Origin of the sequence: Aquabacterium sp., assembly GCF_029946005.1 — a bacterium.
Classification (GTDB): Bacteria; Pseudomonadota; Gammaproteobacteria; order Burkholderiales; family Burkholderiaceae_C; genus Aquabacterium.
Genome location: NZ_JAQSDR010000008.1, coordinates 72,501 through 97,549, shown reverse-complemented (window position 1 = coordinate 97,549; position 25,049 = coordinate 72,501). Strand labels below are relative to the sequence as shown.

At 63.0% G+C, this 25,049-nt stretch carries 24 protein-coding genes; 10 read left to right on the top strand and 14 right to left on the bottom strand.

What is annotated here, in order from left to right:
• Positions 1 to 37 precede the first annotated feature (37 nt).
• The 3 genes from PSV38_RS05455 to PSV38_RS05445 all read right to left on the bottom strand — a co-directional run bounded on the left by PSV38_RS05455 (position 38) and on the right by PSV38_RS05445 (position 3,157).
• On the bottom strand, positions 38 to 913 hold the full coding sequence (locus tag PSV38_RS05455) for a hypothetical protein (RefSeq protein WP_300545709.1): 876 nt from the start codon (positions 911 to 913) through the stop codon (positions 38 to 40).
• A 183-nt stretch (positions 914 to 1,096) separates the two neighbouring features.
• Positions 1,097 to 2,149: an SMP-30/gluconolactonase/LRE family protein gene (locus tag PSV38_RS05450; protein ID WP_300545706.1), complete on the bottom strand. Its 1,053-nt coding sequence runs from the start codon at positions 2,147 to 2,149 to the stop codon at positions 1,097 to 1,099.
• 6 nt (positions 2,150 to 2,155) lie between these two features.
• Positions 2,156 to 3,157, bottom strand: coding sequence for a phytanoyl-CoA dioxygenase family protein (locus PSV38_RS05445; RefSeq protein ID WP_300545704.1), 1,002 nt, complete (start codon positions 3,155 to 3,157; stop codon positions 2,156 to 2,158).
• A gap of 126 nt (positions 3,158 to 3,283) precedes the next feature.
• On the opposite strand from PSV38_RS05445, the gene PSV38_RS05440 reads away from it, so the two are divergent.
• The 5 genes from PSV38_RS05440 to PSV38_RS05420 all read left to right on the top strand — a co-directional run bounded on the left by PSV38_RS05440 (position 3,284) and on the right by PSV38_RS05420 (position 8,415).
• Positions 3,284 to 3,994, top strand: a complete 711-nt coding sequence (locus PSV38_RS05440) for a TetR/AcrR family transcriptional regulator (RefSeq protein ID WP_300545702.1) — start codon at positions 3,284 to 3,286, stop codon at positions 3,992 to 3,994.
• A gap of 57 nt (positions 3,995 to 4,051) precedes the next feature.
• Positions 4,052 to 4,654: a TetR/AcrR family transcriptional regulator gene (locus tag PSV38_RS05435; protein ID WP_300545700.1), complete on the top strand. Its 603-nt coding sequence runs from the start codon at positions 4,052 to 4,054 to the stop codon at positions 4,652 to 4,654.
• On the top strand, positions 4,651 to 6,060 hold the full coding sequence (locus PSV38_RS05430) for a serine hydrolase (RefSeq protein WP_300545698.1): 1,410 nt from the start codon (positions 4,651 to 4,653) through the stop codon (positions 6,058 to 6,060). The genes PSV38_RS05435 and PSV38_RS05430 overlap by 4 nt, the downstream gene beginning before the upstream one ends.
• A gap of 186 nt (positions 6,061 to 6,246) precedes the next feature.
• Positions 6,247 to 7,230, top strand: a complete 984-nt coding sequence (locus PSV38_RS05425; RefSeq protein WP_300545696.1) for an amidohydrolase family protein — start codon at positions 6,247 to 6,249, stop codon at positions 7,228 to 7,230.
• A 21-nt stretch (positions 7,231 to 7,251) separates the two neighbouring features.
• On the top strand, positions 7,252 to 8,415 hold the full coding sequence (locus tag PSV38_RS05420; protein WP_300545693.1) for a serine hydrolase: 1,164 nt from the start codon (positions 7,252 to 7,254) through the stop codon (positions 8,413 to 8,415).
• Here the strand turns inward: PSV38_RS05420 and PSV38_RS05415 are convergent.
• From PSV38_RS05415 to PSV38_RS05390, 6 genes are all read right to left on the bottom strand, one after another.
• Positions 8,403 to 9,074 carry a TetR family transcriptional regulator gene (locus PSV38_RS05415; protein WP_300545690.1) on the bottom strand — a complete coding sequence of 224 codons (672 nt, stop codon included), beginning with the start codon at positions 9,072 to 9,074 and terminating at the stop codon, positions 8,403 to 8,405. The genes PSV38_RS05420 and PSV38_RS05415 overlap by 13 nt on opposite strands.
• Before the next feature lie 28 nt (positions 9,075 to 9,102).
• Positions 9,103 to 9,852, bottom strand: a complete 750-nt coding sequence (locus PSV38_RS05410; RefSeq protein ID WP_300545688.1) for an SDR family NAD(P)-dependent oxidoreductase — start codon at positions 9,850 to 9,852, stop codon at positions 9,103 to 9,105.
• A 2-nt stretch (positions 9,853 to 9,854) separates the two neighbouring features.
• Positions 9,855 to 10,649, bottom strand: coding sequence for an SDR family oxidoreductase (locus PSV38_RS05405; protein WP_300545686.1), 795 nt, complete (start codon positions 10,647 to 10,649; stop codon positions 9,855 to 9,857).
• Positions 10,650 to 10,663: 14 nt separating this feature from the next.
• Positions 10,664 to 11,635 (bottom strand): fumarylacetoacetate hydrolase family protein, encoded by a 972-nt coding sequence (locus PSV38_RS05400; protein WP_300546030.1) that lies wholly within the window; start codon positions 11,633 to 11,635, stop codon positions 10,664 to 10,666.
• 157 nt (positions 11,636 to 11,792) lie between these two features.
• Positions 11,793 to 12,863 (bottom strand): 2,4,5-trihydroxytoluene oxygenase, encoded by a 1,071-nt coding sequence (locus PSV38_RS05395; RefSeq protein WP_300545684.1) that lies wholly within the window; start codon positions 12,861 to 12,863, stop codon positions 11,793 to 11,795.
• A complete protein-coding gene (locus PSV38_RS05390) occupies positions 12,860 to 13,480 on the bottom strand; it encodes a TetR/AcrR family transcriptional regulator (RefSeq protein WP_300545682.1) in 621 nt (206 codons plus the stop codon). The genes PSV38_RS05395 and PSV38_RS05390 overlap by 4 nt, the downstream gene beginning before the upstream one ends.
• Positions 13,481 to 13,625: 145 nt before the next feature.
• On the opposite strand from PSV38_RS05390, the gene PSV38_RS05385 reads away from it, so the two are divergent.
• Positions 13,626 to 15,260 carry a bifunctional 3-(3-hydroxy-phenyl)propionate/3-hydroxycinnamic acid hydroxylase gene (locus PSV38_RS05385; RefSeq protein ID WP_300545679.1) on the top strand — a complete coding sequence of 545 codons (1,635 nt, stop codon included), beginning with the start codon at positions 13,626 to 13,628 and terminating at the stop codon, positions 15,258 to 15,260.
• 20 nt (positions 15,261 to 15,280) lie between these two features.
• On the opposite strand, the gene katG is transcribed toward PSV38_RS05385, so the two are convergent.
• The 5 genes from katG to uraH form a co-directional block, all read right to left on the bottom strand.
• Positions 15,281 to 17,542: a catalase/peroxidase HPI gene (katG, locus tag PSV38_RS05380; RefSeq protein WP_300545676.1), complete on the bottom strand. Its 2,262-nt coding sequence runs from the start codon at positions 17,540 to 17,542 to the stop codon at positions 15,281 to 15,283.
• A gap of 73 nt (positions 17,543 to 17,615) precedes the next feature.
• Positions 17,616 to 17,948, bottom strand: a complete 333-nt coding sequence (locus tag PSV38_RS05375) for a peptidoglycan-binding domain-containing protein (protein ID WP_300545673.1) — start codon at positions 17,946 to 17,948, stop codon at positions 17,616 to 17,618.
• A 92-nt stretch (positions 17,949 to 18,040) separates the two neighbouring features.
• The gene (locus tag PSV38_RS05370; RefSeq protein ID WP_300545670.1) at positions 18,041 to 18,508 is read right to left on the bottom strand and encodes a hypothetical protein; all 468 of its coding nucleotides are present in this window, start codon (positions 18,506 to 18,508) and stop codon (positions 18,041 to 18,043) included.
• Positions 18,509 to 18,542: 34 nt separating this feature from the next.
• On the bottom strand, positions 18,543 to 19,790 hold the full coding sequence (locus PSV38_RS05365; protein WP_300545668.1) for a urate hydroxylase PuuD: 1,248 nt from the start codon (positions 19,788 to 19,790) through the stop codon (positions 18,543 to 18,545).
• A 3-nt stretch (positions 19,791 to 19,793) separates the two neighbouring features.
• Complete coding sequence (uraH, locus tag PSV38_RS05360) at positions 19,794 to 20,180, bottom strand: hydroxyisourate hydrolase (RefSeq protein WP_300545666.1); 387 nt, start codon at positions 20,178 to 20,180, stop codon at positions 19,794 to 19,796.
• Positions 20,181 to 20,302: 122 nt separating this feature from the next.
• Between uraH and PSV38_RS05355 the strand changes: the two genes are divergently transcribed.
• Genes PSV38_RS05355 through PSV38_RS05340 form a run of 4 tightly spaced genes read left to right on the top strand, consistent with a single transcriptional unit; the run spans position 20,303 to position 25,015 of the window.
• Positions 20,303 to 21,055, top strand: coding sequence for a GntR family transcriptional regulator (locus PSV38_RS05355; protein WP_300545664.1), 753 nt, complete (start codon positions 20,303 to 20,305; stop codon positions 21,053 to 21,055).
• Positions 21,052 to 21,990: an allantoinase PuuE gene (gene puuE / locus PSV38_RS05350; protein ID WP_300545661.1), complete on the top strand. Its 939-nt coding sequence runs from the start codon at positions 21,052 to 21,054 to the stop codon at positions 21,988 to 21,990. The genes PSV38_RS05355 and puuE overlap by 4 nt, the downstream gene beginning before the upstream one ends.
• Positions 21,987 to 23,768 carry a 2-oxo-4-hydroxy-4-carboxy-5-ureidoimidazoline decarboxylase gene (uraD, locus tag PSV38_RS05345; RefSeq protein ID WP_300545659.1) on the top strand — a complete coding sequence of 594 codons (1,782 nt, stop codon included), beginning with the start codon at positions 21,987 to 21,989 and terminating at the stop codon, positions 23,766 to 23,768. The genes puuE and uraD overlap by 4 nt, the downstream gene beginning before the upstream one ends.
• Entirely contained in the window at positions 23,765 to 25,015 is a 1,251-nt protein-coding gene (locus PSV38_RS05340; RefSeq protein WP_300545656.1) for a M20/M25/M40 family metallo-hydrolase, read from the top strand. Before uraD ends, PSV38_RS05340 begins: the two co-directional genes overlap by 4 nt.
• Positions 25,016 to 25,049: the final 34 nt, after the last annotated feature.

Genomic DNA, 25,049 nt, shown 5'->3' with positions numbered 1-25,049 from the left:
AGGCAAGGGGAAACACGGCCAGTGAATGGGGGGTGACTCAAAAGCCTTGGACCACAAAGCGGCTGAACTCACCTTCATTGATCCCGCCTTTGACCATGGCGTCATAGCGCATGTCGTCGTCTAAAAACCGCTTGAGCCAGGCCACCGAGGCCTTGCCAGCGGTCGTCAACTGAGCCTTGCTCGCAAGGAAGGTAGAACACAGATGGCTGGCACCTCTGACCTCGATTTCGGCGCGTGGCAGCAGAGGATTCAAGCTGGCATAAAACAGGTCCGAGTGGGACTTGTTCGCCGCGATGGTGTCTTTCTCACAGGCCACGATCAATGTTGGACTCGCCACGCCGCCAAAGCTTTTGGTGGTGTGCCATGGTTGAAGCGCCACCACGGCCTTGAGCGTCTTGTCGGCCACTGCGGCGCTGAGCACCGCCCCGCCGCCCATGGAGTTGCCCATCACCGCGCGGCGCGTCACATCGGTCACGGCGGCGTAGGGCACCTGCCCTTCCTGAGCCAGTTCGACCACGTGCTGCAGCCCACCGGCCACGGCAAGGGCGCGGGTATCGGGCTGGTCGGCACTCGCCACGCTGTCCAGGTTGATCACCACAAATCCGTGAGACGCGACCTTCTTCACCAGCGTTTCATAGACCGCCTGGAAGGCGAGGAAGCCGGGCATCATGGCCACCACACCGAAGGTCTGGCCAGGTGCATTCGGGTAGTACACCGTGGCGCCACCGTAGTTGTGGCTCTTGGCATCCGCCTTGGAGATCTTGTAGGCGCTCACGGCATAGGGGCCGGTGGCATTCAGCAATGCAGCCGTGGGGTCGGGGCCGCGTTCATACCCGACGGCCTGCGCCTGGGTGCTCAGCAGTGCGCATGCCGACAGCATCAGGGCGCAGAAAAATTGGCGAGAGGTGTTCATGGTTGACCTTGCGTTCACGGGCAGATTGAGTTGCCCGAATGCTAGGTCCCCGTTGCCATGGCCGCATGGGCCGAACCGGCCAATCATTGGCTTTGTCGGCGCGGACTTACCCGGTGATTTATCATTTAACGAACAACAACACGCTGGCGATGAGTCGTGGTGCAGGTGGCCGACCTGGCATGGTCAAGGAAGCGGCAATCGGCCGATGGCGGGATACTCGATGCTGCCGAAGTAAAGTGCGCCCCCCCGCTCGCGCACGCTCGTAATCGGCGCATACGCGCCCTGGGTGGCATCTTGCAGGTCCGCCGCCACCTGGCCATGGACATCCAGCTTCAGCACGCGAGCGTGCTTGGCGGCTTTGGGTCGCATGGTCTCTGGAATGCGGTAGACCGCTTTCAGCAGCAGAGGGCAGGGCAAGATGCGGTCGAACAATGCATCGCGAGGCGCAAAAAGCGCCAGCCAGAACCCGTCTCGGCCGTTGTAGCTGATGTTGTCGGGAAACCCGGGCAGGTTCTCCACGAACGGCTCATAGTGCCCCGCCTTCGGCCCCTTGAGCCAATAGCGCATCACACGATACTGAAGCGTCTCGGACACCAGCAGATAGGCCTCGTCAGGCCCCAAAGTCACACCATTGGCCACATGCAGTCCCGCCACCAAGGTCTTCGCCTGTTTGGTTCGCGGGTCGTAACTGATCAACCGGCCATGGTTGCCATGCTCGAACACGTCCGCCATCATCTTGTCCAGGCCGTACTTGGATGAGGCATCGGAAAAGTAAACCATGCCTGACTTGGCCTGCACCACATCGTCGGTCAGCCTGAATGGCACCCCGTCGGCTTGGGTGGCCAGCACCTCCACCTTGCCCGGCGTGACGCGCAGCAAGCCTTTGACGGCATCGGCCACCAGGACGGCGCTGCCATCGGCCAAGGCGAATGTCCCCCATGGGCGCCCCCCGGTGTTGGCGAGCTCTTCATGCGTCAGGCCATCAGCGGCCAAGCGAACAACGCGCCCGTCGGCATAGCCGGCGTAGATCCGCCCGGCCTCGTCGAATGAGATGCCCTCCGGCCCTACTCCCCCATTCAAGCCTATCCGCTGGATGCCTTTGAGGGCTTGGTTCGGCGCCGCTTGCTGGGCGAGCGGCGGTGGTGTCCAGGCCCGTGGGTTGATCTCCACAGGCCAAAGTGAAAGGTAAGCAAGGGCGGCGAGCACGGCCGTGCCGATGATGTGCAATGGTTTCATGTGGGCTCAGCTGCGTTGGTCTTCGGAAGGTTTGATGTCGGTCGGGCTGGACCAGGTCTGACGGGGAATGGCGGCCTTGCTGCCCTTGAGCTGCAGCTTGGCCGCCGACACCGCGTTCTGAACGGCAGACGTCAGCAACTTGTGCGTGATGGGGTTTTCAGGCTGCACACGGGCACTGCGCTCAGCCGCGTCGTGGCGCGGCAAGATGATGGGAAAAGCCGCGCCCCTGAGCGGGCCACCTTCCTTGGACTCGTGCCGGTAGTGGATCGGCATGCGTTTGGCGGTCGGCTGGTAGGTGACATCGTCACCGGTCCACCTCAATGCCAACGCACGCCGCCGCCGCGTGCGCGAGCTGTTGCCGTAGGAGCCATGCAAGGTCAGCGGGTGGAACATCAGGATGTCGCCCGGCTCCATGTCCCAGTGCAGCAGCTCGTACTTGTCCAGGTTGGCGTTGATGTCCGGGATGTCGTCCATCGACTCATCGATGATCGCGGCCACATAGTCCGGCGACAAGGCCTTGAAGCGCTGCGGCCATTTGTGCGAGCCCTTGACATACAGCAACCCGCTGTTGTCCTTGTTGACCGGATCCAGTGGAATCCAGAACGAGGTGACCTGCTCTCCACGGATGGGCCAGAAACTCAAATCCTGGTGCCAGGGCGTGGGGGCGTCCGTCCCGGGCTCCTTGACGAACATCTGGTCATAGAAGAAGCGTACTTCTTTCGACTTCATCAGGTCTTGTGCCCAACGCGCAAACGGGCCGTAGTAGACCAGGTCGCGCAGGACATCAATGCGCTTCCACAGAAAGATGTCCATCTTGTAGCCCTCGACCTTCCTCGACATGAACTTGCCAACCATGGACTGGTCGCGCAAAGCTTCTTCGAGGCCTTCTTCGACCATGGCAACCCAGTTGGGATCAATGGCTTGGCGCACCATGAGGACACCGTCCTCTTCATAGCGTTCAAGCTCTTCGGCGGTCAGCCTGCGGACGGGGTGGGCAGGGAAACTCATGGGCACCTCTTACAAACTGATTAATTTATCAATTATGATTTATTGATCATAGTTGCACATCATGGGGTATACCCGATGGCTGGTCGCAGCCCCAGCGCGCTCAGGCTGGGTGGTAGGCTCATGCTCATGAAAGCCGCCGATGTCCCCATGCCGACCACCGAGAAAGCCCCCCGCGGCGCCAGGCGCAAGCGCGACACCCGGGCCCGTTTGCTGGGGGCCGCCTTGCACTTGATGGCCGATCGAGGGGTGGCCGGGGTCACGATCAACGAGATCACCGAACAGGCGGATGTCGGGTTCGGCTCGTTCTACAACCACTTCGCCTCCAAGGACGTGATCCACGCCGCCCTCATCGAAGAGGTCATCGGGCACTTCGCGGTGGCGCTGGACAAACTGGGCGAGCAACTGAGCGATCCGGCTGAAAAAATCGCCGCGTCCGCCCGCTACACAATGCTGCGCGGGCGCGCTGACCCGCTGTGGGGGCGGTTTGTTTTTCAAACCAGCTTCAGCCGCGACAGCATGACCACCGGCCTGGGCAAGTACCTGCTGCAAGACATCGGCAAAGGCGTGTCTTCAGGTCGATTCACCGTGGCAGACCTGCCTTCGGTCTACATCGCGGTGGGCAGCACCATCCTGGGTGCCTTGGCGGCGGTGTCAGACGCAGGCCGCCCTGGTCCCGAAGCCGCGCCGGACCTCTTTGGCGATGAAACCACCTTGTCCGAACGCATCGCGGCCATCTTGCTGACCGTGCTGGGCTTGAGCACCGAAGAAGCGCAAGACATCGCGCGCCGCCCGCTTCCACACATCGAGCTACCCGCCAATCCGTTCGCGCAGACCTGACTGGCACTGGGGAAAGCACGGCTGCCCAAGAAATGTACCACTTGGTACGTTGTCTGCGTGCCAAACGCCCGCCCCCATTCACGCGCCACCTCCGATCAAGCCACCACCTTGCTGGATCAGGCCATCGCGCATGTCTTGACCCATGGCTACAGCGACCAATCACTGCGGAGCATGGCCACCAGCCTGGGCACCAGCCACCGCATGCTCAGCTACTACTTTGGCGATGTGGACGGCTTCTGGGAGGCCGTGGTCGAGCACCTGCGCAACACGGATCAACACCGGCAGGCCGGCATGGCCCAAGGCCAGGCGTTCACGGTGCCGCCCATCGAAGAGGTCTGGCAGCACTTCACTTCGCCAAGCTACCTGCCCGTGTTCCAGTTGATGCTCGAGATCTACGTCAAGGCCCTGCGCGACCGGCAACGCTTCGGCGACTTCTTGGCGCAAGCCGTTGACGGCTGGATCGGCCGCGTGGCCCGGTCTCTGCAAACCCAGCACGGTTTGAGCAAGGCCAAGGCCCGCACTCGCGCCCGTCTTGAACTGGCCATCGTGCGCGGCCTGCTGCTTGACCTGCTGACCACGGGCGACAAGGTCGGCACCACCCAGGCCATCAAGCATTACGCCCAATTGATTCGACAACCCCATCAGGAGACCACACCATGATCCGCCACACCACTTGGAGGGCGGCATCGCTGGCCTGCCTGAGTTTGCTGAGCACCCAAGCCGCACAGGCCGATCTCATCGCCGACATCCCCGCAGGCACTGGTTATGCCGCCTGGGAGTTGTGCACACGCACCCAGCAAAGCGGTGACGACTACCTGCGCGTGCGCTGGTCTTACACCGCGCCCAAGGTCCAACCCTTGCCCATTGTGTGGACCATCAAGTACACCCCTGGCAGCAAGGTGGACGTGAGCAGCTTCATCCCCTTCATCACCCACAAACGCACCGCCATTTACCGCGAGGGCCTGGGCTGCACGCTCGTGCCCCCCGGCGCCACCGAAGCGGGCGTGCGCGCCCAGGCCTTCAAACCGGTGGTCCTGCCGCAGCCCTCTGTGCAGTCATGGCCTGCTGGCGAAGGCCCCACCGAAGCGGCGCGGCTCACACCGGCACAGGCTGCCTTGCTGGCCACCCATGGCGACCGCATCTTCACCGAGGCCACCACCAAGCTCAGCCAAAAACAAAACGCCTTGGCCTTCCTCGTGGCGCGCGATGGCCACCTGGTGTACGAACGCTATGCGAGGGACTACCAACGTGATCAGCCCCAACTGGGTTGGTCCATGACCAAGTCGCTCACAGGTCTGATTGCGGGAGTGATGGCCACCGATGGCCGATTGAACCTGGACACCCCCGTGGGCCTGACCCAGTGGGCTGGCAGCGCCAAGGCCGCCATCACCTGGAAGCAGTTGCTCAACATGGCCCCGGGCATGGCCTGGAGCGAAGGCTATGACGGCGCCAGCGATGCCACCGAGATGCTGTTCTCTCAGCCCAACCAAGGAGCGTGGGCAGCAGAACGGCCCCTGACGGCCACCCCGGGCACCGTCTTCAACTACTCCACGGGCTTTGCCACCGTGGCCACCTATGCCATGAAGCAGGCGCTTGGCGGCAGCCACCAAGCGCTCTACGACTACTACCAGCAGCGCTTGTTCGCGCCACTGGGCATCCGACAGGGCGTGATCGAGCCCGACGCCAGCGGTACACCCGTGGGCGGCGCGCGTGGCGTGCTGCGCCCCGTGGACTGGTTGCGGCTGGGGCAGTTGGTGGCACAAGGTGGGCAGTGGCAGGGCCAGACGCTGATCGCGCCCGAGGTGATGAAGTTCCTGGTGGCGCCTTCACCGGCCAGCGCCGAGTACGGCGGCTTCATCTGGCGCCAGCCCGCCACGGCGATCCCCGATGCCGTCCGTGCCCGCCTGCCTGCCGACCTGGTCTGGTTCGCGGGACACATGGGCCAGTTCCTGGTGATCGTGCCCAGCCATGACCTGGTGGTGTTGCGCATGGGCGTGTCGTTTGAAAAAGACCAGGCGCGGGCGCTGGTGTTCGAGGCTGTGGCCGACATGGTGGAACAACGCTGACCCATGGCAAGGGAAAACACCCTTCGCGGCCTCAAATCAAGATGCGTACACTTGTTCTCATCTTGTTGAAAAAGGGGCGCCCATGCCAAACACAGACCATGCAGTGATGGCGCGCCGTCGCATCCTCACGTCCACGCTCCAATTGGGCGCGGCTGCCATGCTCGGGGGGCTCCCGCCCGGGCTGGCGTGGCGCCCTCTCGCATTGACGTCCACGCCCACCTGATCCCGGACTTCTACCGCGCCGCCCTGAAGGCCTACGACGTGCCAAACGACGGGGGCCTGCCACCGCCAGCCTGGACGCCAGAGGCCGCAGTGCGTTTCATGGATAAGTTCGGCATCCAGACTCAAGTCGTATCCCTGTCGGAGCCGGGCTTGGGCTTCTTGCCGGATGCATGGTCGCGTGACCTGATGGCGCGCCAGATCAATGACTACATTCGGCAATCATTGATTGGCGCCTCCGCCTATTCGAACCTCCATCGGCGATTTGGCGGCTTCGCATCACTGCCTTTGGGGCAGGCCGATGACCCTCAAGAAGTGGCGCAGTCTGCCCAGGAGGCCGTGCGCGCATTGAACGTGCTGGGCCTGGACGGCGTCGGGCTGTACTCGAACTACAAAGGCATCTACTTGGGCGATCCCCGCCTGGACCCGTTGATGCGGACGCTCGACAACCTGGGCGCGCTGGTGTTCATCCACCCGGTGGCACCACCGGCAGGCCCGGACCTTTCCATCCCCAACTTCGTGCTGGAGTTCCCCTTCGAGACGACACGGGCCGTCACCAACCTGCTTTACAAGGGCATCTTCTGGCGCTACCCCAACATCCGCTGGCTGCTGCCCCATGCCGGGGGGACGATTCCTTTCCTCTCCTACCGCAGCGCCCTCCTGGCACTCAACCTCGATCCCCGCAAGAGCTCCTACGCCAGGCTGTTCTTCGACACCGCCTTGTCGGCGGCGCCTCCTGCCATGGCAGCGGTCAGGCAGATCACAGAGGTCAGCCACGTGCTGCTTGGCACCGATTACCCGTACTCGCAGCTGACGTACGCGCTCAAGCTGCCAGGCGATCCGAACTCGGAGCTGAACGACACCTTCAATGCCACGGAGCGACAGTTGGTCGACCGCGGCAATGCATTGGCGCAACTGCCCAATCTGGCCAAACGCCTGGGCACCAAGTGATCAACACATAGGAGACATGAAATGAAGAGGATGCTGCTGTTGCTCGGCGTGATTGCCGCCTGTCAGGCACAGGCTCAAAGCCTGCCCCCCGCCTTGTTCCTGCCAGAGTTGGTGCTGCCCCGCGAGACAGTGGACATGGCCACCTTTCCGGTGAGCATGCCCACCGCCTCGCCGAAGGCACCGATCTCTGCCCTGCGCTACACCTACGAAGGCGTGAGCAAGAGCCTGTCGCAGTATCAAAGCGAAGCCAAGGTACGCGCCATGCTGGTGCTCAAAGACGGCAAGATCGTGTACGAGTACAACAACTTCCCGTACACCAAGACCTCGCTTCACCAGTCTTGGTCCATGGCCAAGCAGGTGCTATCGGCGATGGTGGGCATCGCCATCGGCGAAGGTGCCATCCGCTCGGTGAACGACAGAATGGACGCGTACGAACCAGCACTGGCCGTCAATGGTTTTGCTGGCGTCACCTTCAAGCAGGCCCTGCAGATGTCCTCGGGCGTGGCCTACAGCGAAGAGGCCGATCGCTTCAAGCTCTTCATGGACACCATCGCGGATTACTACACACTCGGAAGCTCGGGCTACACCCTCAGAGAGAAGACGACGGACACCGTGCTGGCACCTGCCTTTGCACCAGGCAGCAAATACCAATACGCCAGCATCAACTCGCAAGCCATTTCAATGGCGCTGGAAAAGGCGGTTGGGATGCCCTACCAACGCTACCTCGAACTCAAACTGTGGAAGCCCATGAGAACGCCTGACCGCGCCAAGGTGCTCGTTGACCGCAGCCACGAGGCCTTCACCTTTTGCTGCCTCTACGCGACAACGCGCAGCTATGCCATGTTTGGCCTTCTCTACGCGCAAGAGGGCCGCCTGCATGGTCGGCAGATCGTTTCAAGTGACTGGGTTCGCCAATCCACCACTTTTGCAGGTGATCCCACCAACTGGCACGCCGTGCCTGTCAATGGCAACAAGTTGGGCCTCTATGGCTTCGGCTATCACTGGTGGCCACTGGAAGGCGAACGCCAGGACTTCTCCGCCTTGGGCGTCTTTGGCCAGGCGATCCATGTGCTGCCCAAGCAAAACACCGTCATCGTGCGCATCAGTGGGGACTTCGACACCCCCGGTGCTCACATCGAAGAGAACGTGGTGATGGGCCGCGCGCTGGCAGATTATCTGGACTGAGCGCCCGGTGCGAGCGCCCCACCGATGATCCAAGCGAAGGACAGCTGGGCACGCACCAGGATGTCCTCCCGCTGATCGGGGTGCTCGATGTATTCGATGCACAGCCGAAAGCTCTGGTCGATCACCATTTCCAAGGCCCAGTCCATCCTGGGGTGCAGCTTGGTCGGCAAGTGACCCAAGGCGCCAAGCTCTGAGAGCATGTCCTGGCGAATCGCCTGCAAATTGCGCTCCAAAGCGGTCCTGGCTGTACCTGGCGGGCCCACCCGTTGGCGCATCGACAGAACGAAGACATCACGGTGCTGAAGTGCGAAGTCCAGCAACCACGACACGACCGTCAGTGCGGGCGTTTGACCAGGGGGCACCGCCTTGCGGGCTTGCCTCAGGCCTTCGCGCAGCTCCTGGCTGAAATCTTCCATCAGCTCGGGGATCATGTCGTCCACACTGGTGAAATGCCGGTAAAGCGAGTTGTGGCCCAGGCCGGCTTCTTTGGCCAGCTCGCGCAAACTGAAGCGCGTGTGCCCTTCTCTGGCGGCCAGCCGAGTCACCGCCTCCAGAAGTTTGCGCCGACCTTGCCCGTATTCGCTCTTGAACGACGACGACGCAGGCTCTGCCGCCGAAGCTTTTGGGTTACTTTTGCGTGTGGATGAGCTACCTGACATGTGGCGATTTTAGGTCAGGCAGGCTGACTCAGCCTTTGGCCACGATGCGCTCAATCAGGCGGGGTGCCAATCGCATCATCAAGGGCAGCCAACGCGCCATGCCCGGGTAGACCTCGGCTTGCCCACGCCAAGCAGCGGCCAAGGTCAACGTCACCACCTGCTCCGGCGAGATCTTGTTGGCTTGGTAGTGCGCCGTGGCGGGCGTGTCCACCGAAGGCGGGGCCACGTCGGTGATGGTGATGCCCTGCCCTTCCAGTTGGCGACGAAGCGCCTTGGTGAAACTGCGCAAGCCCGCCTTGGACGCAGAATAAACCGGTGCGCGCGTGGCGGGCAACAAGCCAAAGCCTGAACTCACCATGATGATGCGAGAAGGCGTGGATGCCCGCAGAGCGGGCAAGAACCCCGCAGTCATGTGGATGCTGCCCTCCAGGTTGGCGCGGATCTCTTGCGTCAGATCCTGCTGCAACAAGTCGGGTTGTGTGAAGTCGAGCTCGCGCAATCCGCCCGCGTTGTTGACCAACAGCTTGATGTCAAGGAAGGCCGCGGATACCAAAGCCACGAAGGCCACCACCGAGGCTTTGTCGCTCACATCGCACAAGTAGGTGTGAATGCCTGGAAAGGCTTGCGACAACTGATCGAGCTTGTCTGCATCTCGGCCACAGGTCACCACCCGCCAGCCGCTGCGGTGCAGCGATGCCACAAAGGCCCGGCCGATGCCAGACGAGCCACCTGTGACGACGGCGGTGCCTTTGTCAGCACTTGTTGAGGTATCAGCCATGCTCAGACCACGCTCACGTTGCGGACCAGCCGCTCCAGCAAGGCGGGCGACAGTCGGCCCAGGTAGACCGCCAGCTTTTCCTTGCCCGCGATCACAATGCGCCCTTCGCCGCGCGCCAGCCGATCAACCGCCTTGCGTGCAAAGGCCTCGGCGCTCATGGCCTTGTGTTGCTGGGCGTCAACCCGCCCATGGGGCGTGCCGTCCGAGGTCAGGGCCGACAGGCTCACATTGGTGCGCACAAAGCCTGGACACAACACCGACACCTTCAAGCCAGCCGCGTGCACCTCAGCACGCAAGGCATCGTGAAAGCCGATGATCGCGTGCTTGGCCGAGGCGTAGGCCGATCGGTAGGGCGTGGCCACCAGGCCGACCACCGAAGACACGGCCACCAGGTGCCCGCAGCCCCTGGCCAGCATGTGGGGCAACACCACCTTGGTCAGCGCGATTGGCCCGAAGAAATCCAACTCCATGATCTGCCGGTCGACCTCGATCGAGGTGTCCTTGACCAGCGCACGCTGACTCACGCCAGCGTTGTTGATCAACATGTCAATGTGACTATAAGCGGACAGCACCAGCGCAGTTTGCTCACGAAAGCGACTTTGATCAGTCATGTCCATGGGCAACACCAGGTGCTGGTCAGGCCGCTCGCAGCGGGCTTTTACGCCTTCAAGCACATCGGCTCGCCGCGACGACAGGACGAGCAAGGCACCGCGCCGCGCGAACTCGTAAGCCAGGGCTTCGCCAATGCCGGATGAGGCCCCAGTGATCCAGATCACCTTGTTTTGGAAGTCTTTCATGCTGCTTTGAGGATTCAGCGGCCGTTGACCACTTTGTTGCGTTGCACCCCGAGGTCAATGACGCCATCGGGGCTTTGAATCCGCGCTTCAACGAGGTCACCGGCCTTGAGGTACTGGTCGCGGCCTTCCTGCACCTTGTTGAAGAAGGCCCATTTGGTTTTCTCTGGCAACAAAGCGCCCACACGCTGCTTGAAAGGCGATGGGACGGACAGGGCACAACCCGCCGGGGTGCCGGTGGACAAGAGATCGCCCACGTACAGGTCCTGCACGCCGGACAGCTCGGTCAGGGTCTCAGCCGGGCCGAACACCAGGTTGGCCGTCGAGTCTTTTTGCCGCGTCTGTCCATTGACCGTCAGCGTCAACTGCAGGTTTTTCAGATGTTTCATCTCGGCCGCCGTCATCAGGCACAAGAAGGGGCCAACCGGGCCAAAGGTGCGAAAGCTTTTGCCCTTGTAGAACTGCGTCTGCGGGATCTGGATGTCGCGCGCCGAGTAGTCGTTGACGATGACGGCGCCGGCCACGAACTCATGCAAATTGGCGTCGGTCACCACGGTCTTGGCGAGCACATCACGCTTGAGGATCAGGCCCAGCTCGATCTCATAGTCCAGAAAGCGAACCTGCGCCGGTTTGACCAATTCACTGTCGGCAGGGACGATGCAGCTCGTGGCTTTGGTGAAGATCATGTTGTAGGACTTGGCATCGGGGTCCATGCCCGATTCGATCATGTGCTGGCGGTAATTGGCGCCCTGGCAAATGAACTGCTGGTTGGAAGTCACGGGCGACAAAATCTGCACATCGGCCAAGGCCAGCGGCGTTTTGCTGGCCGCGTTCGACTGCGCGAACTCCCTCAAGCCATCGACTGGATTGCTTCGGATGAAATCCGCCGTGGTGGCGTATTCACCGGGCAGTGGCGTGATCTGGTTTTGAAACACCAGGCCCCACTGGATGCGGTGGCTGTGGGAAAAACGAACAACATGAATGGCCATGGGGCGTGCTCTGGGTGAAGAATGGGTGGGCCGCCTGCCGCTGCTGATGCCGGGCGGTGACGACGCCGCAACGGTTGGCACAGGCAAGACCATGGCGCCAACGGTGGCGGCACTGAGCTTGAGCGAGCGGCGGCGCGTGAGTGGGGTCATGCCGATGTCAGGCAAACAGCCTGGCCAAGGTGATGAGCTTGCGCACAGACAGGTCGGGGCTGCGCCGCAAATTGCGCAGCAGGGCCGCGATGTTCGACGGGGTCAGCTTGGGCTTGGTGAAACTGCTGGGCATCAGCGGCCCCCATTGCGACATGGCCTCACGGCTGACCGGGTGAACGCCGGTGCCCAGTTGGGCCGTCATCACATCGCCGTCGCAATAGTGTTCGTGCTTGGCACCCCAAGGGTCTTGCCAGTAGTCAAAGATCTGGCTGCCCAGGATGTGCCGGCCCATGCCCCAGGCGTGCCGCCACCCTCGTTCACGCAGCAGGCGCTGGCCCATGCCCACGGCATCGGCGTCCACCACCTCGTAAGCACTGTGGCTGTACAGTGGCATGAAGCCTTGTGCCAAGGCCAAGGTGTGGTGGTCAGCGGGTTGGGGCCCCAGGTTCAGGCGCATGAACGCCACGGCGGGCGAGCCATCGGGCAACACCTGCACATCGCTCGGGATGAGGCCCAGATGCCGCGTGTACCAGCCACAGGTCGCCTGGAAATCGGCCACCTCCAGCACGACATGACCGAGCTTGAGGATCTCTGGCGGCTCGACAGGCAGGCGCTGGGTCGCATCAACCCGCACAGGCGGGTTGCCCAGGTTCATGGCCAATGGTGGGCGCACGGCCAGTGGCGTTGACATCGACTGCCCAGCCACCACCTCGACTTCAAAGCCCGAGGGATCGACCAGGCTCACCACCTCACCGCCACCCGGCGTCCTGGCCACTCGCACCGGCGATGCGCCAGGCAGACTGGCCAGCTTCAGCAGATCAGCCCGGTCACCCACCGTCAGGCCAAAGCCCACGAAGCGCGGCTTTGCCGCCTGTGCCACGCGATAGCAGAACGGGGCGCTGCCAGCGGACCGGAAGTAAATGGCCCCGGCCTCGCGGTGCACCACCCTCAAGCCAAAGTCGGTCAGAAACCGCTCTGCCTTGTCCAGGTCGGGTCGCTCAAACATCAGGTAAGCCAGGCTTTGCGCCTTGACCGTCGGGTTGGCATGCCGCGCGGGCTCGAGCGTGCTCAACTTCATGGGGCCGACCGGTCAGGCAAGGCTGGCAGTTCATGGGTGGCCAGCGATTTGGCTTCATAGGGGTGAATGCCCAAGGCGATCAACACCAGCTCCGCCGTGTCCGAGCCTGCGGCGCGCCAAGTCTGATGGCCTTCGAGCACCAGCAAGATCGCGCCCAGCACCCCACCCGCCACCAAGCCCACCACCGAGGGCAACTGGGCCGTCTGGAAGCGGTAGCGTCCTTCCAGAACACCATTCATCAGGTCTTGCACGGGCTGCCCATTCCACATCTGTTGCATGGAAGGGTTGGCAAAGGCGAAGCGGTTGATGAAGCGCCCCCAGTCCGGCTCCTCGTGCGCGCGCCGAACGTAGAAGCGAATGCCATTGGCCAAGCGGTGCGCCGGATCGACCACGCCCTGAAAACTCAAGGCCACACGCTCGTTCATCTCGGCAGCCAGTTGGCCCGCCACGTCTTCGAACAGCCGTTCTGGTTCGCTCACATGGGCGTAGATGGTGCCTCGAGCCACGCCCGCTGCCAAGGCCAACTCTTTCACATTGACCTGTGTGACCCCGCGCTCGGCGAAGAGCCGCAATGCGGCTTGATGAATGCGCTCTTGAGCGCTGGTGGAAGGAGCCATGGTTGACCTCACGTTTGAGACCTCAAATTGAACACATGTGTTCAATTTAGTCAATTAAAAATGACCTGGCATCTTCCCTAGGTGCTTTAATTGAACACGTGTGTTCAATTTGAGGCATTTAATACCTATTTCTCGAAAGCATGCAATGCAGTTGCTCCCCTCTCACACCTCCGTGATCGTTGTCGGCCTGGGGCCCGTCGGCGCAGCCCTGTGCAATCTGCTGGGGCGCCACGGCATCCAGGTGCTGGCCATTGATCTGGCCACCGAGGTCTTTGCCGCACCCCGCGCCATTGCCCTGGACAACGAGGCCCTTCGCATCCTGCAGATGTGCGGCGTGACCGAGGGTGAGTTCGAGACGGTGGCCATTCCGCACGTGCGCATGCACTCACCAGTGTTTGGTCAATTCGGGCAGGCCAACTCGTGCGGCCCCATGGACGGGCATCCCAAACTGGTCACGTTTTTCCAGCCCGAACTCGAAGCGGTGCTGCGCGCCAAACTGGCCATGCACCCACACGTGCAAACCCATTTGGGCGTCGAAATGGTCTCATTCACCCAAGACGGCGGTGGCGTGCACGTGAGTCTGAAAACGGCCAACGGCTCGGTGTTCGTCGTGCGTGCCGACTACCTCATCGGGGCCGATGGGGCCAACTCGCTCGTGCGCCGTCAACTGGGGCTTCCGTTTGATGGGCAGTCTTATCCCGAGGATTGGCTGGTGGTCGATGCGAAGAAGGTGCCTGATCCCATTGACCACGTCGAGTTCCTGTGCAACCACAAGAGGCCCGTGCCGCACATGGTGGCCCCGGGCGGGCGCCAGCGCTGGGAGTTCAAGCTGGCCGCGCATGAATCACGCGAAGAAATGGAAAAGCCCGAAACCATTCGGCGCCTGCTGGCCCCATGGGCCAGGACGGAGGAGATCGAGATCGAACGGGTGGCGGTGTACCGCTTTCACGCGCGGGTGGCCAATCGCTTTTCATCGGCGCGCGCTTTCCTGGTGGGCGATGCGGCGCACATCACGCCGCCCTTCATTGGTCAGGGCCTGGTGGCCGGTTTGCGCGATGTGGGCAACTTGGGCTGGAAGCTGGCCTGGGTGCTCCAGGGCCGGGCCAGCGCTGCCATCCTGGAAACCTACAACCAGGAGCGGCGCCCTCATGTGGTGGCGATGGTGCGGCTGGCCACCTTCATGGGCCGCATGGTCATGCCCGGCAATGCGGTGTCAGCCTTCTTACTGCATGGCGTGATGAGTGGCCTGCGTTTGGTCCCCCGCTTGCGACGCCTGTTCGAGGAGCTGGAGGTCAAGCCAGCACATTGCTTTCAGAAAGGGCTGTTCTTGGGCAAAGGCGGGCCGTCGCGGCTGCGGCGTGGGGGCCTCCTGGCGCAAGGTTGGGTGCGAGGGAGCTTGAACGCTCGGCCATTGTTGAGTGACGACGTGTTCGGCGAGGCCATGGTGGCCATCGGCTTTGGCGTGGACCCTCAGCGGCACCTTGACCCCGCCGTGTCCCGTTCGTGGGTGAAGGCGGGGGGGCGATTTGTTCAGATCGATCCGCGGGGGCCATCATGCGCTCCCACGCGCTCCGAACGCTGGGAAGACATCAGTGGAGTGCTGATTCCGAACTACGCGCCGATGGGCTGGGTGGCCATTGCACGGCCTGACCGCACTGTCATGCACGATGGCCCCGCCACCAGTGTGTCCAGACTGATCAGCGACAGTTTGAGTGTCTTGTCGCAGGCCCCGCTGCAAGCAGGGGCTGCGCTAAACACAGCTGGAGATCAATGCGCATGAATGACGGACCCGCCTCCTGTTCAGCGCATGTCAAACCGATCCAGGTTCATCACCTTGGTCCATGCCGCCACAAAGTCCTGGGCGAACTTGGGCTGCGCGTCGGCGCTGCCGTAGACCTCGGCCATGGCTCGCAAGTGCGCGTTCGATCCGAAGATGAGATCGATGCGCGTGGCCGTCCACTTCACGGCGCCGGTCTTGCGGTCGCACCCCTCAAACGCGTCCTTGGCGTCTGAGGTGGGCTTCCACACTGTGCCCATGTCCAGCAGGTTGACGAAGTAGTCGTTGCTCAAGCAGCCCGGCTTCTGGGTGAAGACGCCGTGCGGGGTCTGCCCCACATTGGCCCCCAGCACGCGCAAGCCGCCGACCAGCACGGTCATCTCGGGCGCGGTCAGCGTCAGCAGTTGCGCCTTGTCGATCAGCAGCGCCTCGGCCGACACGGCATAACGCAGCTTCTGGTAGTTGCGAAAGCCATCGGCGATGGGCTCCAGCGGCACAAAGGATGGCACGTCGGTCTGATCCTGCGAGGCGTCTGTGCGGCCCGGCGTGAAAGGCACTGTCAACGCGTGGCCGGCATCGCTGGCGGCCTTCTCAACACCTGCACTGCCGGCCAGCACGATCAGGTCGGCCAGCGAAATAGCCTTGCCGCCAGTTTGGGCCGCATTGAAATCACCGCGAATGCCTTCCAGCACTGCCAGCACGGTCGCCAGTTGCGTCGGCTGGTTGGCGGCCCAGTCCTTCTGCGGTGCCAGGCGGATGCGCGCGCCATTGGCACCGCCCCTCATGTCCGACCCACGGAATGTGGAGGCCGATGCCCAGGCCGTCGAGACGAGTGGCGCCACCGTCAGGCCAGAGGCCAACACTGTTTGCTTGAGCGCCGCGACATCTTGAGCATCGACCAGTGCGTGGTTCACGGCGGGGACGGGGTCTTGCCAGATGAGTTCTTCGGCGGGCACTTCAGGCCCCAGGTAGCGGGCACGCGGGCCCATGTCGCGGTGGGTGAGTTTGAACCAAGCCCGCGCAAAGGCATCGGCGAATTGATCGGGATTGGCCAGGAAGCGCCGGGAGATCTTCTCGTAGGCCGGGTCCATGCGCAACGACAGGTCGGTGGTCAGCATGGTGGGCGCCAGGCGTTTGGCAGGGTCGTGCGCATGCGGGATGGTGCCCGCACCCGCGCCGCCCTTGGCCACCCACTGGTGGGCGCCAGCCGGGCTCTTGCTCAACTCCCACTCAAAGCCGAACAGGTTCTCAAAGAAGTTGTTGCTCCACTTCGTGGGCGTGGTGGTCCAGGTGACTTCCAGCCCGCTGGTGATCGTGTCGCCCCCCTTGCCAGTGCCGAAGCTGCTCTTCCAGCCGAAGCCCTGGTCTTCGATGCCAGCCGCCTCGGGCTCGTCAGAGACATGAGAAGCGGGGCCAGCGCCGTGGGTCTTGCCAAAACTGTGGCCGCCAGCGATCAGCGCAACGGTCTCTTCATCGTCCATGGCCATGCGCGCGAAGGTGTCGCGGATGTCAAAGGCAGCCGCGAGGGGATCGGGGTTGCCGTCCGGTCCCTCCGGGTTGACGTAGATCAACCCCATCTGCACGGCGGCCAGTGGGTTCTCCAGGTTGCGCGTGTGCTTGTCACCGTCGGCCTTGTCGTCGGACACCAGCACCCCACCGCCCTTGGCCACCCCCTCCGAGCCCTGGGCGTAGCGCAAGTCGCCGCCCAGCCAGGTGGTCTCGCGGCCCCAATGCACGTCTTGATCGGGCTCCCACACGTCTTCACGGCCACCCGCAAAACCGAAGGTTTTGAAGCCCATGGTTTCAAGCGCGACATTGCCGGTGAGGATGATGAGGTCGGCCCACGAAATCTTCTGGCCATACTTTTGCTTGATCGGCCAGATCAGGCGACGGGCCTTGTCCAGGCTCACGTTGTCAGGCCAACTGTTCAAGGGTGCGAAGCGCTGCTGCCCACGTCCAGCACCACCCCGTCCATCACCGATGCGGTAGGTGCCAGCACTGTGCCAGGCCATGCGGACGAACAGTGGCCCGTAATGGCCAAAGTCGGCTGGCCACCAATCTTGCGAATCGGTCATCAAGGCCGCCAGGTCTTTTTTGACGGCCGCCAGGTCCAGGCTCTTGAAAGCCTCTGCGTAGTCGAAACCCGGGCTCAGCGGATCAGATTTGGCGGAATGCTGATGGAGCAGGTCCACGCGCAGTTGCTTGGGCCACCAGTCTTGATTGGTCGTGCCAGCGCCTGCGGCGTGGTTGAACGGGCACTTGGCCTCTGTCTTGTCGCTGCCCATGTGAGCGCCTCTTTCTGGTTTAGAAGGAATGTAAATTCTCTTGCAGAACCCAGGCTGACTCGAACAAATATCCTCATCGGCCCGATAGCGGGAGCGACGGTCGGACCAGGCAAGGCTTCAGGGCCATGCGGGTTTCGTCATCCGCCACGCCCGTGGCGGGCAAGCCAGCCGATTTTTGGAAATTCAACAACGCGGTCCTGGTTCTGAGGCCAGAAACACCATCGATCATCCCGGGGTCGTGCCCGGCCATTTTCAAGCATTGTTGAACCGAGGCAATGTTCAAGGGTGGGACCACCGGTTGCACTGGTTTGACCTCGTCAACCTGCTTTTCGAGGCTAATGAGCTGGTGGTTCTTGCAGTCGTATTGGGCGACAAACTTCTCGGGCGGCTCGGTCAACGCCAGCATGGCGGCCTTGATCTGGCCATTGACGACATTCAAGCGAAAGTCCTGGATGGCCCATTGCGCAGACAAATAACCGGATGCAGCCGGGGCGGATTTCAGAAGGTCGGCAGAGCAAGACTGCGGGCTGGCAAACATGAGATCGCGCCCCCGGGCATGAGCGCCATCAACCAGAACGCTACTGCCACCACATAGGGCATGGCCAGCACCCCGCGCTGAATGGAAATGAAGCCTTTGTTCACCCGATGAGGGATGAAGCTTTGAGCATCCTTGAAGTTGTCGCTTTGATGGTCGGCAAATGCCTCAAGGAGCCCACCGATCACGGCCCATAGCTTTCCCAGGTTGCTAGACAAGCTGAACTCATAGACCATGAAAACCACGGACAACATCAAGCCACACCAACCAATGAGTACAGGCGAAATGGTGTTGTCGTCCCTGAAGAATTGCGAGACCAAAGCGGCAGTTGCCGTCAGAAAAACGGGGAGCAGGACGTACCGCGTGGTGCCGTAGTACCGAATGCTGGCTCCTGTTTCCTTGTGGATCTCGTCCACACCGATGGTTGACATCTCAAGCTCCGTTTTTCCCCGGTTGGACATGACGTCACTGCCCGGCTTCGTACCACTTGGCCAAGACCCCACGCTCATCCTCGGTGATCTGCGTGGCGTTGTTCATCGGCATGGCCCGCAGCATCACCGCCTGCTGGTAGATCTGTTGTTGGTGCTGCTTGATCAGCTCGGGTGTGTGCAAGGCCACCCCCTTGTTGGCCAGGTCGGCGTTGTGGCACATCACACAGCGCTGTTGAACAATGCCGTTGACCTGGGACAGCAGCGGGTCCATCGGTGCGGTGGCCACAGGGGCTGATGGCGCATCCGCAGGCTTGGCCACCACGGCCGACCGCGGCGCAGGCGCCAGCCAGACCACCACGCCCAGCAACACCGCGCAGCCAGCCACGGCCCAGCCCCAGGGCGCCTGGGTACCAGCGACTTCGGTCTTGTGCCGTGCCACGAAGAAGTGGCGAATCAAAGCTCCCGCCAACATCAGCAGCACGAGGGCCAGCCAGTTGTGGGCATGGCTGTAAACCCAGCTGTAGTGATTGCTGAGCATGGCGATCAACACCGGCATCGCGAAATAGGTGTTGTGCACGCTTCGCTGCTTGCCACGCTGGCCGTGCACCGGGTCCACCGGCTGGCCCGCCTTGATGGACTCGACCACCGTGCGCTGCCCGGGGATGATCCAGAAGAACACGTTGGCGCTCATGGTGGTGGCCATCATGGCGCCCACCAGCAAGAATGCGGCACGGCCTGCGAACAACTGCGACGCGGCCCAGGCGGCGAGCACCACCACGCCAAACACCAGCGCACCAACCAGGGCGTTGCCCTCAGGTTTGCGGCCCACAGTGCGGCAGATCACGTCATAGATCACCCAAAAGCCCACCAGGAACAGCAAGGCCGTGGTCACGGCGGCCATGGGCGTCCAGTTGAAAACCGACTTGTCGATCAAAAAGGTGCCCGCATTGAACAGGTACAGCACCGTGAACAGCGCAAAACCGGTCAGCCACGTGGAGTAGCTCTCCCAATAAAACCAATGCAGGTGCGCAGGCACGGCCTTGGGCGCGCCCAGGTACTTTTGAGGGTTGTAGAAGCCACCGCCGTGCACGGCCCACAGCTCGCCACCCACACCCTTGTCTTTCAGGGCCTGGTCAGGCGGCGGGGTCAGGCTGTTGTCCAGCCACACGAAGTAAAACGAAGAGCCAATCCAGGCGATGGCCACGACCACATGGGCCCATCGCAGCAATAGGTTGGCCCAGTCCAGGGCGTAGTTCAGCCAGGGCGCCAAATCTGCAAACATCGATCAACTGCCTCGGTAGGTGGAATAGGCCCAGGGGCTGACCAACAGGGGCACGTGGTAGTGCACGGTGCCATCGGCGATGCCGAAGTCCAGCGGCACCTGGCCCAAAAAGGCGGGCTTGGGCAGATCGACGCCCTTCTGCCGAAAATACGCCTCGACGTCAAACACCAGGCGGTAGCGGCCCGGCACCAGGTCGTGACCGGCCAGCAATGGCGCGTCCAGGCGGCCGTCGGCATTGGTGCGCGCCTGCTTGATCAAGGCCCATTCGCCCTGCATCACGTACAAGGTCACCGACATGCCGACGGCGGGGTGGCCATGCACGGTGTCAAGCACATGGGTGGTCAGGCGCCCTGATGGCGCGGAAGCAATGGGGGGATTGGGGTCGGTCATGGATCTGGGTGTCCTGGCACGGCATGTGCCTTCAAATGGTAGCGATGCAAGTCGCGGGCCGACCATGAAAGGCCGTCTCGAGCTTGCCGACAGCGCAAAAAACTGTATACACTTTAACCACGATGAGCGCTTCACGCAAGAACCTCCGCCTGAGCAAGGTCGATGCAGACGCCCTGCCGACCGTGGACCAGGCGTGCGCCGACGAGGTCGAATCATCCAGCACCGAAATCATTGTGACCGCGGTAACCCGGGCCATCGTGGAGCACCGACTGCAGCCCGGTGCCAAGCTGGTCGAGCAAACCATCGGCGACCGCTTTGGCGTGTCGCGCACCATCGTGAGGCAGGCGCTGATCCGCCTGTCTCAGCTCAAGCTGGTGCGACTGGAACCAGCGCGTGGGGCCTTCGTGGCCAAGCCTTCGATCAAGGAAGCGCGCGAGGTCTTCGCCGTGCGCCGCATGGTCGAAAGCCAGATGCTGCGCGAACTGGTCGACCAGGCCAGCCCCGCCGACATCAAACGGCTGAAGGCGCATTTGAAAGCCGAGCGTGAGGCCGTGAGCCGCATCGACGTGGCCACGCGCACCAAGCTGCTGTTCGATTTCCACGTGCGCCTGGCCGAGGTGCTGGGCAACCAGGTCTTGATCGAGCTGATCCAGGAACTGGTGTCGCGCTGCTCTTTGATCACCTTGATGTACCAATCGTCCGACGACGCGGGTGCCTCCAATGCGGAGCACGTGGGCATCCTGCGGGCCATCGAGGCGCGCGATGCCGACGGGGCCATCCGCTTGATGGACGAGCACCTGAACACCGTCGAACATCAATTGACCGAACACCCCCGCGTCCCCCAGCTCACGCTGGCCGATGCCCTCCGACCATGACACTGAACCCTGCCCCCTACCCCCGCGACCTGGTCGGCCATGGCCGCCATCCGCCCCATGCCCAATGGCCCGGTGGTGCCCGCATCGCCGTGCAGTTCGTGCTGAACTACGAAGAAGGCGGTGAAAACAGCGTGCTGCATGGCGACCCGGGCAGCGAGCAATTCCTCAGCGAGATGTTCAACCCGCCCGCGTTTGCAGACCGGCACCTGAGCATGGAGTCGATCTACGAGTACGGATCGCGCGTGGGCGTGTGGCGCCTGCTGCGCGAGTTCGAGCAACGGCAGTTGCCACTCACGGTGTTCGGCGTGGGCATGGCCCTGCAACGCCACCCGGAACTGACCCGGGCTTTTGTCGAGTTGGGCCATGAGATCGCTTGCCATGGCTGGCGCTGGATCAGCTACCAGAACGTGGATGAAGCGACCGAGCGCGAGCACATGGCGCTGGGCATGCAGGCCATTGAGCAGCTCACCGGCCAGCGTGCCCTGGGCTGGTACACCGGCCGTGACAGCCCCAACACGCACCGGCTGGTGGCGGATTACGGTGGCTTCGAGTACGACAGCGACCACTACGGCGACGACCTGCCCTTCTGGATGCCGGTGACCAAAACCAGTGGCGAGACCGTGTCGCAGTTGATCGTGCCCTACACGCTCGATGTGAACGACATGCGCTTTTGCCTGCCGCAAGGCTATTCGCAGGCTGACGACTTCTTCACCTACCTGCGCGACACCTTCGACGTGCTCTATGCCGAGGGCGACCCCAACGGCGCCAACTCGCCCAAGATGATGAGCGTGGGCATGCACTGCCGCCTGCTGGGCAGGCCAGGCCGCATCCGTGCACTGCAACGTTTTCTGGACCACCTCGAAGCGCACGACAAGGTGTGGGTTTGCCGCCGCCTGGACATCGCGCGCCACTGGAAAAAGGTGCACCCAGCATGAGCCTCACCCTCGACCAACTCAACGGCGCCGACCAAGCGGGCTTCACCGCCTTGCTGGATGGGGTGTACGAACACTCACCCTGGATCGCGGAGCAGGCCTGGGCTCAGCGTCCATTCAAATCGCTGCCACACCTGAAGCACGCCCTGGCGCAGGTGGTGCGGCAAGCACCGCAGGAAGCCCAACGGGGCCTGATCCGCGCTCACCCGGAGCTGGCCGGCAAGGCTGCCGTGGCCGGGCAACTCACGGCCGAGTCCACCAACGAACAAAGCAAGGCAGGCCTGACGCACTGCACCGCCGAAGAGTTCGCGCTGCTACATCAGCTCAACCAGGACTACAACGCGCGCTTCGGCTGGCCCTTCATCATGGCGGTGCGCGGCCCGCGTGGACAGGGCCTGAGCCGCTCGGCCATCATCGCCACCTTCCAGCGCCGCCAGGACAACCACCCTGACTTTGAGCTGGCCGAATGCCTGCGCAACATCCACCGCATCGCCGAAATCCGCCTGAACGACAAGTTCGCCGTCGCCAACCTGGAGGGCGAGCTCGTGTGGGACTGGGCCGAAGCCCTGGCCCGTCACACCGAAGGCGTGGGCGACACCGCCAGCCACTTGACGGTGACCTACCTGACCCCAGCTCACCAGGCCTGCGCCCGCGACTTGCAAACCTGGATGCACGACTGCGGCTTCGACGAAGTCCGCCAGGACGCCGTGGGCAATGTGGTGGGCCGCTACCAGGGCACCGACCCCGAGGCGCCCTGGCTGCTGACCGGCTCGCACTTCGACACCGTGCGCAACGGTGGCAAATACGACGGTCGCCTGGGCATCTTCGTGCCCATGGCCTGCGTGCGCCAGCTGCACCGTCGCGGCGAGCGCCTGCCTTTCGGCATCGAGGTGGTGGGTTTTGCCGAAGAAGAAGGCCAGCGCTACAAAGCCACCTTTTTGGGATCCGCCGCGCTGACTGGCGACTTCAAACCCGCCTGGCTGGACCTGGCCGACGCCGACGGCATCACCGTGCGCCAGGCCATGGTGGACGCTGGCCTGCCCGGCACGCTGGCGGCCATCACGGCCCTCAAGCGCGACCCGCTCCAGTACAAGGGCTTCGTGGAAGTCCACATCGAGCAAGGCCCTTTGTTGGACGAGATCGACATGCCACTGGGCGTGGTCACCGCCATCAATGGCAGCGCGCGCTACAGCGGCGAAGTGATCGGCATGGCCAGCCACGCTGGCACCACCCCCATGGACCGCCGCAAGGATGCCGCCGCCGCCGTGGCCAAGCTGGTGCTGTATGTCGAGCGCCGCGCGGGCCTCGACCTCACAAGCCCGCATGGGCCCTCCGTCGGCACCGTGGGCGTGCTGAACGTGCCCCAAGGCTCGATCAACGTGGTGCCTGGACGCTGCCAGTTCACGCTGGACCTGCGCGCGCCCAACAACGCGCAGCGCGACGCACTGGCTGCGGACGTGGAAGGCGCCCTGCAAAGCATCTGCCAACGCCGGGGCGTGCACTACAAGCTCGAGCGCACCATGACGGCCTCGGCCGCCCCCAGCGACCCGGCCTGGCAAGAACGCTGGGCCCAAGCCGTGCAAGCCACCGGCCTGCCCGCCTACTACCTGCCCAGTGGCGCGGGCCACGACGCCATGAAGCTCCATGAAGTGATGCCGCAAGCCATGCTCTTCGTGCGCGGCGGCAACGCGGGCATCAGCCACAACCCGCTTGAAACCATCACCAGTGACGACGCCCAACTGTGCGTGGACGCCTTCATGCACCTGCTGAACCACCTATGACAACCGCCTCTGCTTACCAAGCCCTGGACGCCTGGATCGATGCCCACTTTGACGACGAGGTGCGCTTTTTGCAGGCCCTGGTTCAGGTGCCCACCGACACCCCGCCAGGCAACAACGCACCACACGCCGAACGCACAGCCGAACTGCTGCAAGGCTTTGGCTGGGAAGCCGAAAAGCATGCCGTGCCAGAAGCCGAGGTGCGCGACTACGGCCTCACCAGCCTGACCAACCTGATCGTGCGCCGCCGCTTTGCAGAAGGTGGCCCCACCGTGGCCCTCAATGCCCACGGTGACGTGGTGCCACCCGGCGAAGGCTGGACCCATGACCCCTATGGCGGCGAGGTGGTCGATGGCAAGCTGTACGGCCGCGCCAGCGCCGTCAGCAAGAGCGACTTCGCCACCTTCAGCTTTGCCCTGCGCGCGCTGGAAGCCCTGGCCACGCAGGCCGGAGCGCCCCGCCTCAAAGGCGGCGTCGAGTTGCACTTCACCTACGACGAAGAATTTGGCGGCGAGATGGGCCCGGGCTGGTTGCTGCGCCAGGGTCTGACCAAACCCGACTTGCTCATCGCCGCCGGTTTCAGCCACGAGGTGGTCACCGCCCACAACGGTTGCCTGCAGATGGAAGTGACCGTGCACGGCCTGATGGCGCACGCCGCCATCCCGCACACCGGCATTGACGCCTTGCAAGGCGCGGTGGTCATCCTCAATGCCCTGTACGCGCAGAACACCCTCTACAAGGCAACCACCTCCAAGGTGCCGGGCATCACACACCCCTACCTGAACGTGGGCCGCATTGAAGGCGGCACCAACACCAACGTGATCCCTGGCAAGGTCATCCTGAAGCTGGACCGCCGCATGATCCCGGAAGAAGACCCCGTGGCCGTTGAAGCCGACATCCGCCGCGTGATCGCCGAGGCCGCCGCCACCTTCCCGGGCATCACCGTCGACGTGAAGCGCCTGTTGCTGGCCCAATCGCTGCAACCATTGCCTGGCAACACATCCCTGGTCGAGGCCATTCAGAAGCACGGGCAAACGGTGTTTGGCGAACGCATCCCCAACATGGGCACGCCGCTGTACACCGATGTGCGGCTGTACTGCGCCCACGGAATTCCTGCCGTCATCTATGGCGCCGGGCCGCGCACGGTGTTTGAATCGAACGCCAAGCGCGCCGACGAGCACCTTGTGCTGGACGACCTGCGCAAGGCCACCAAAGTGATCGCCAGGACCTTGCTAGACCTGTTGACTTGATGCCTGGTTTGGGCAGCCACGCAGCGCATCACCG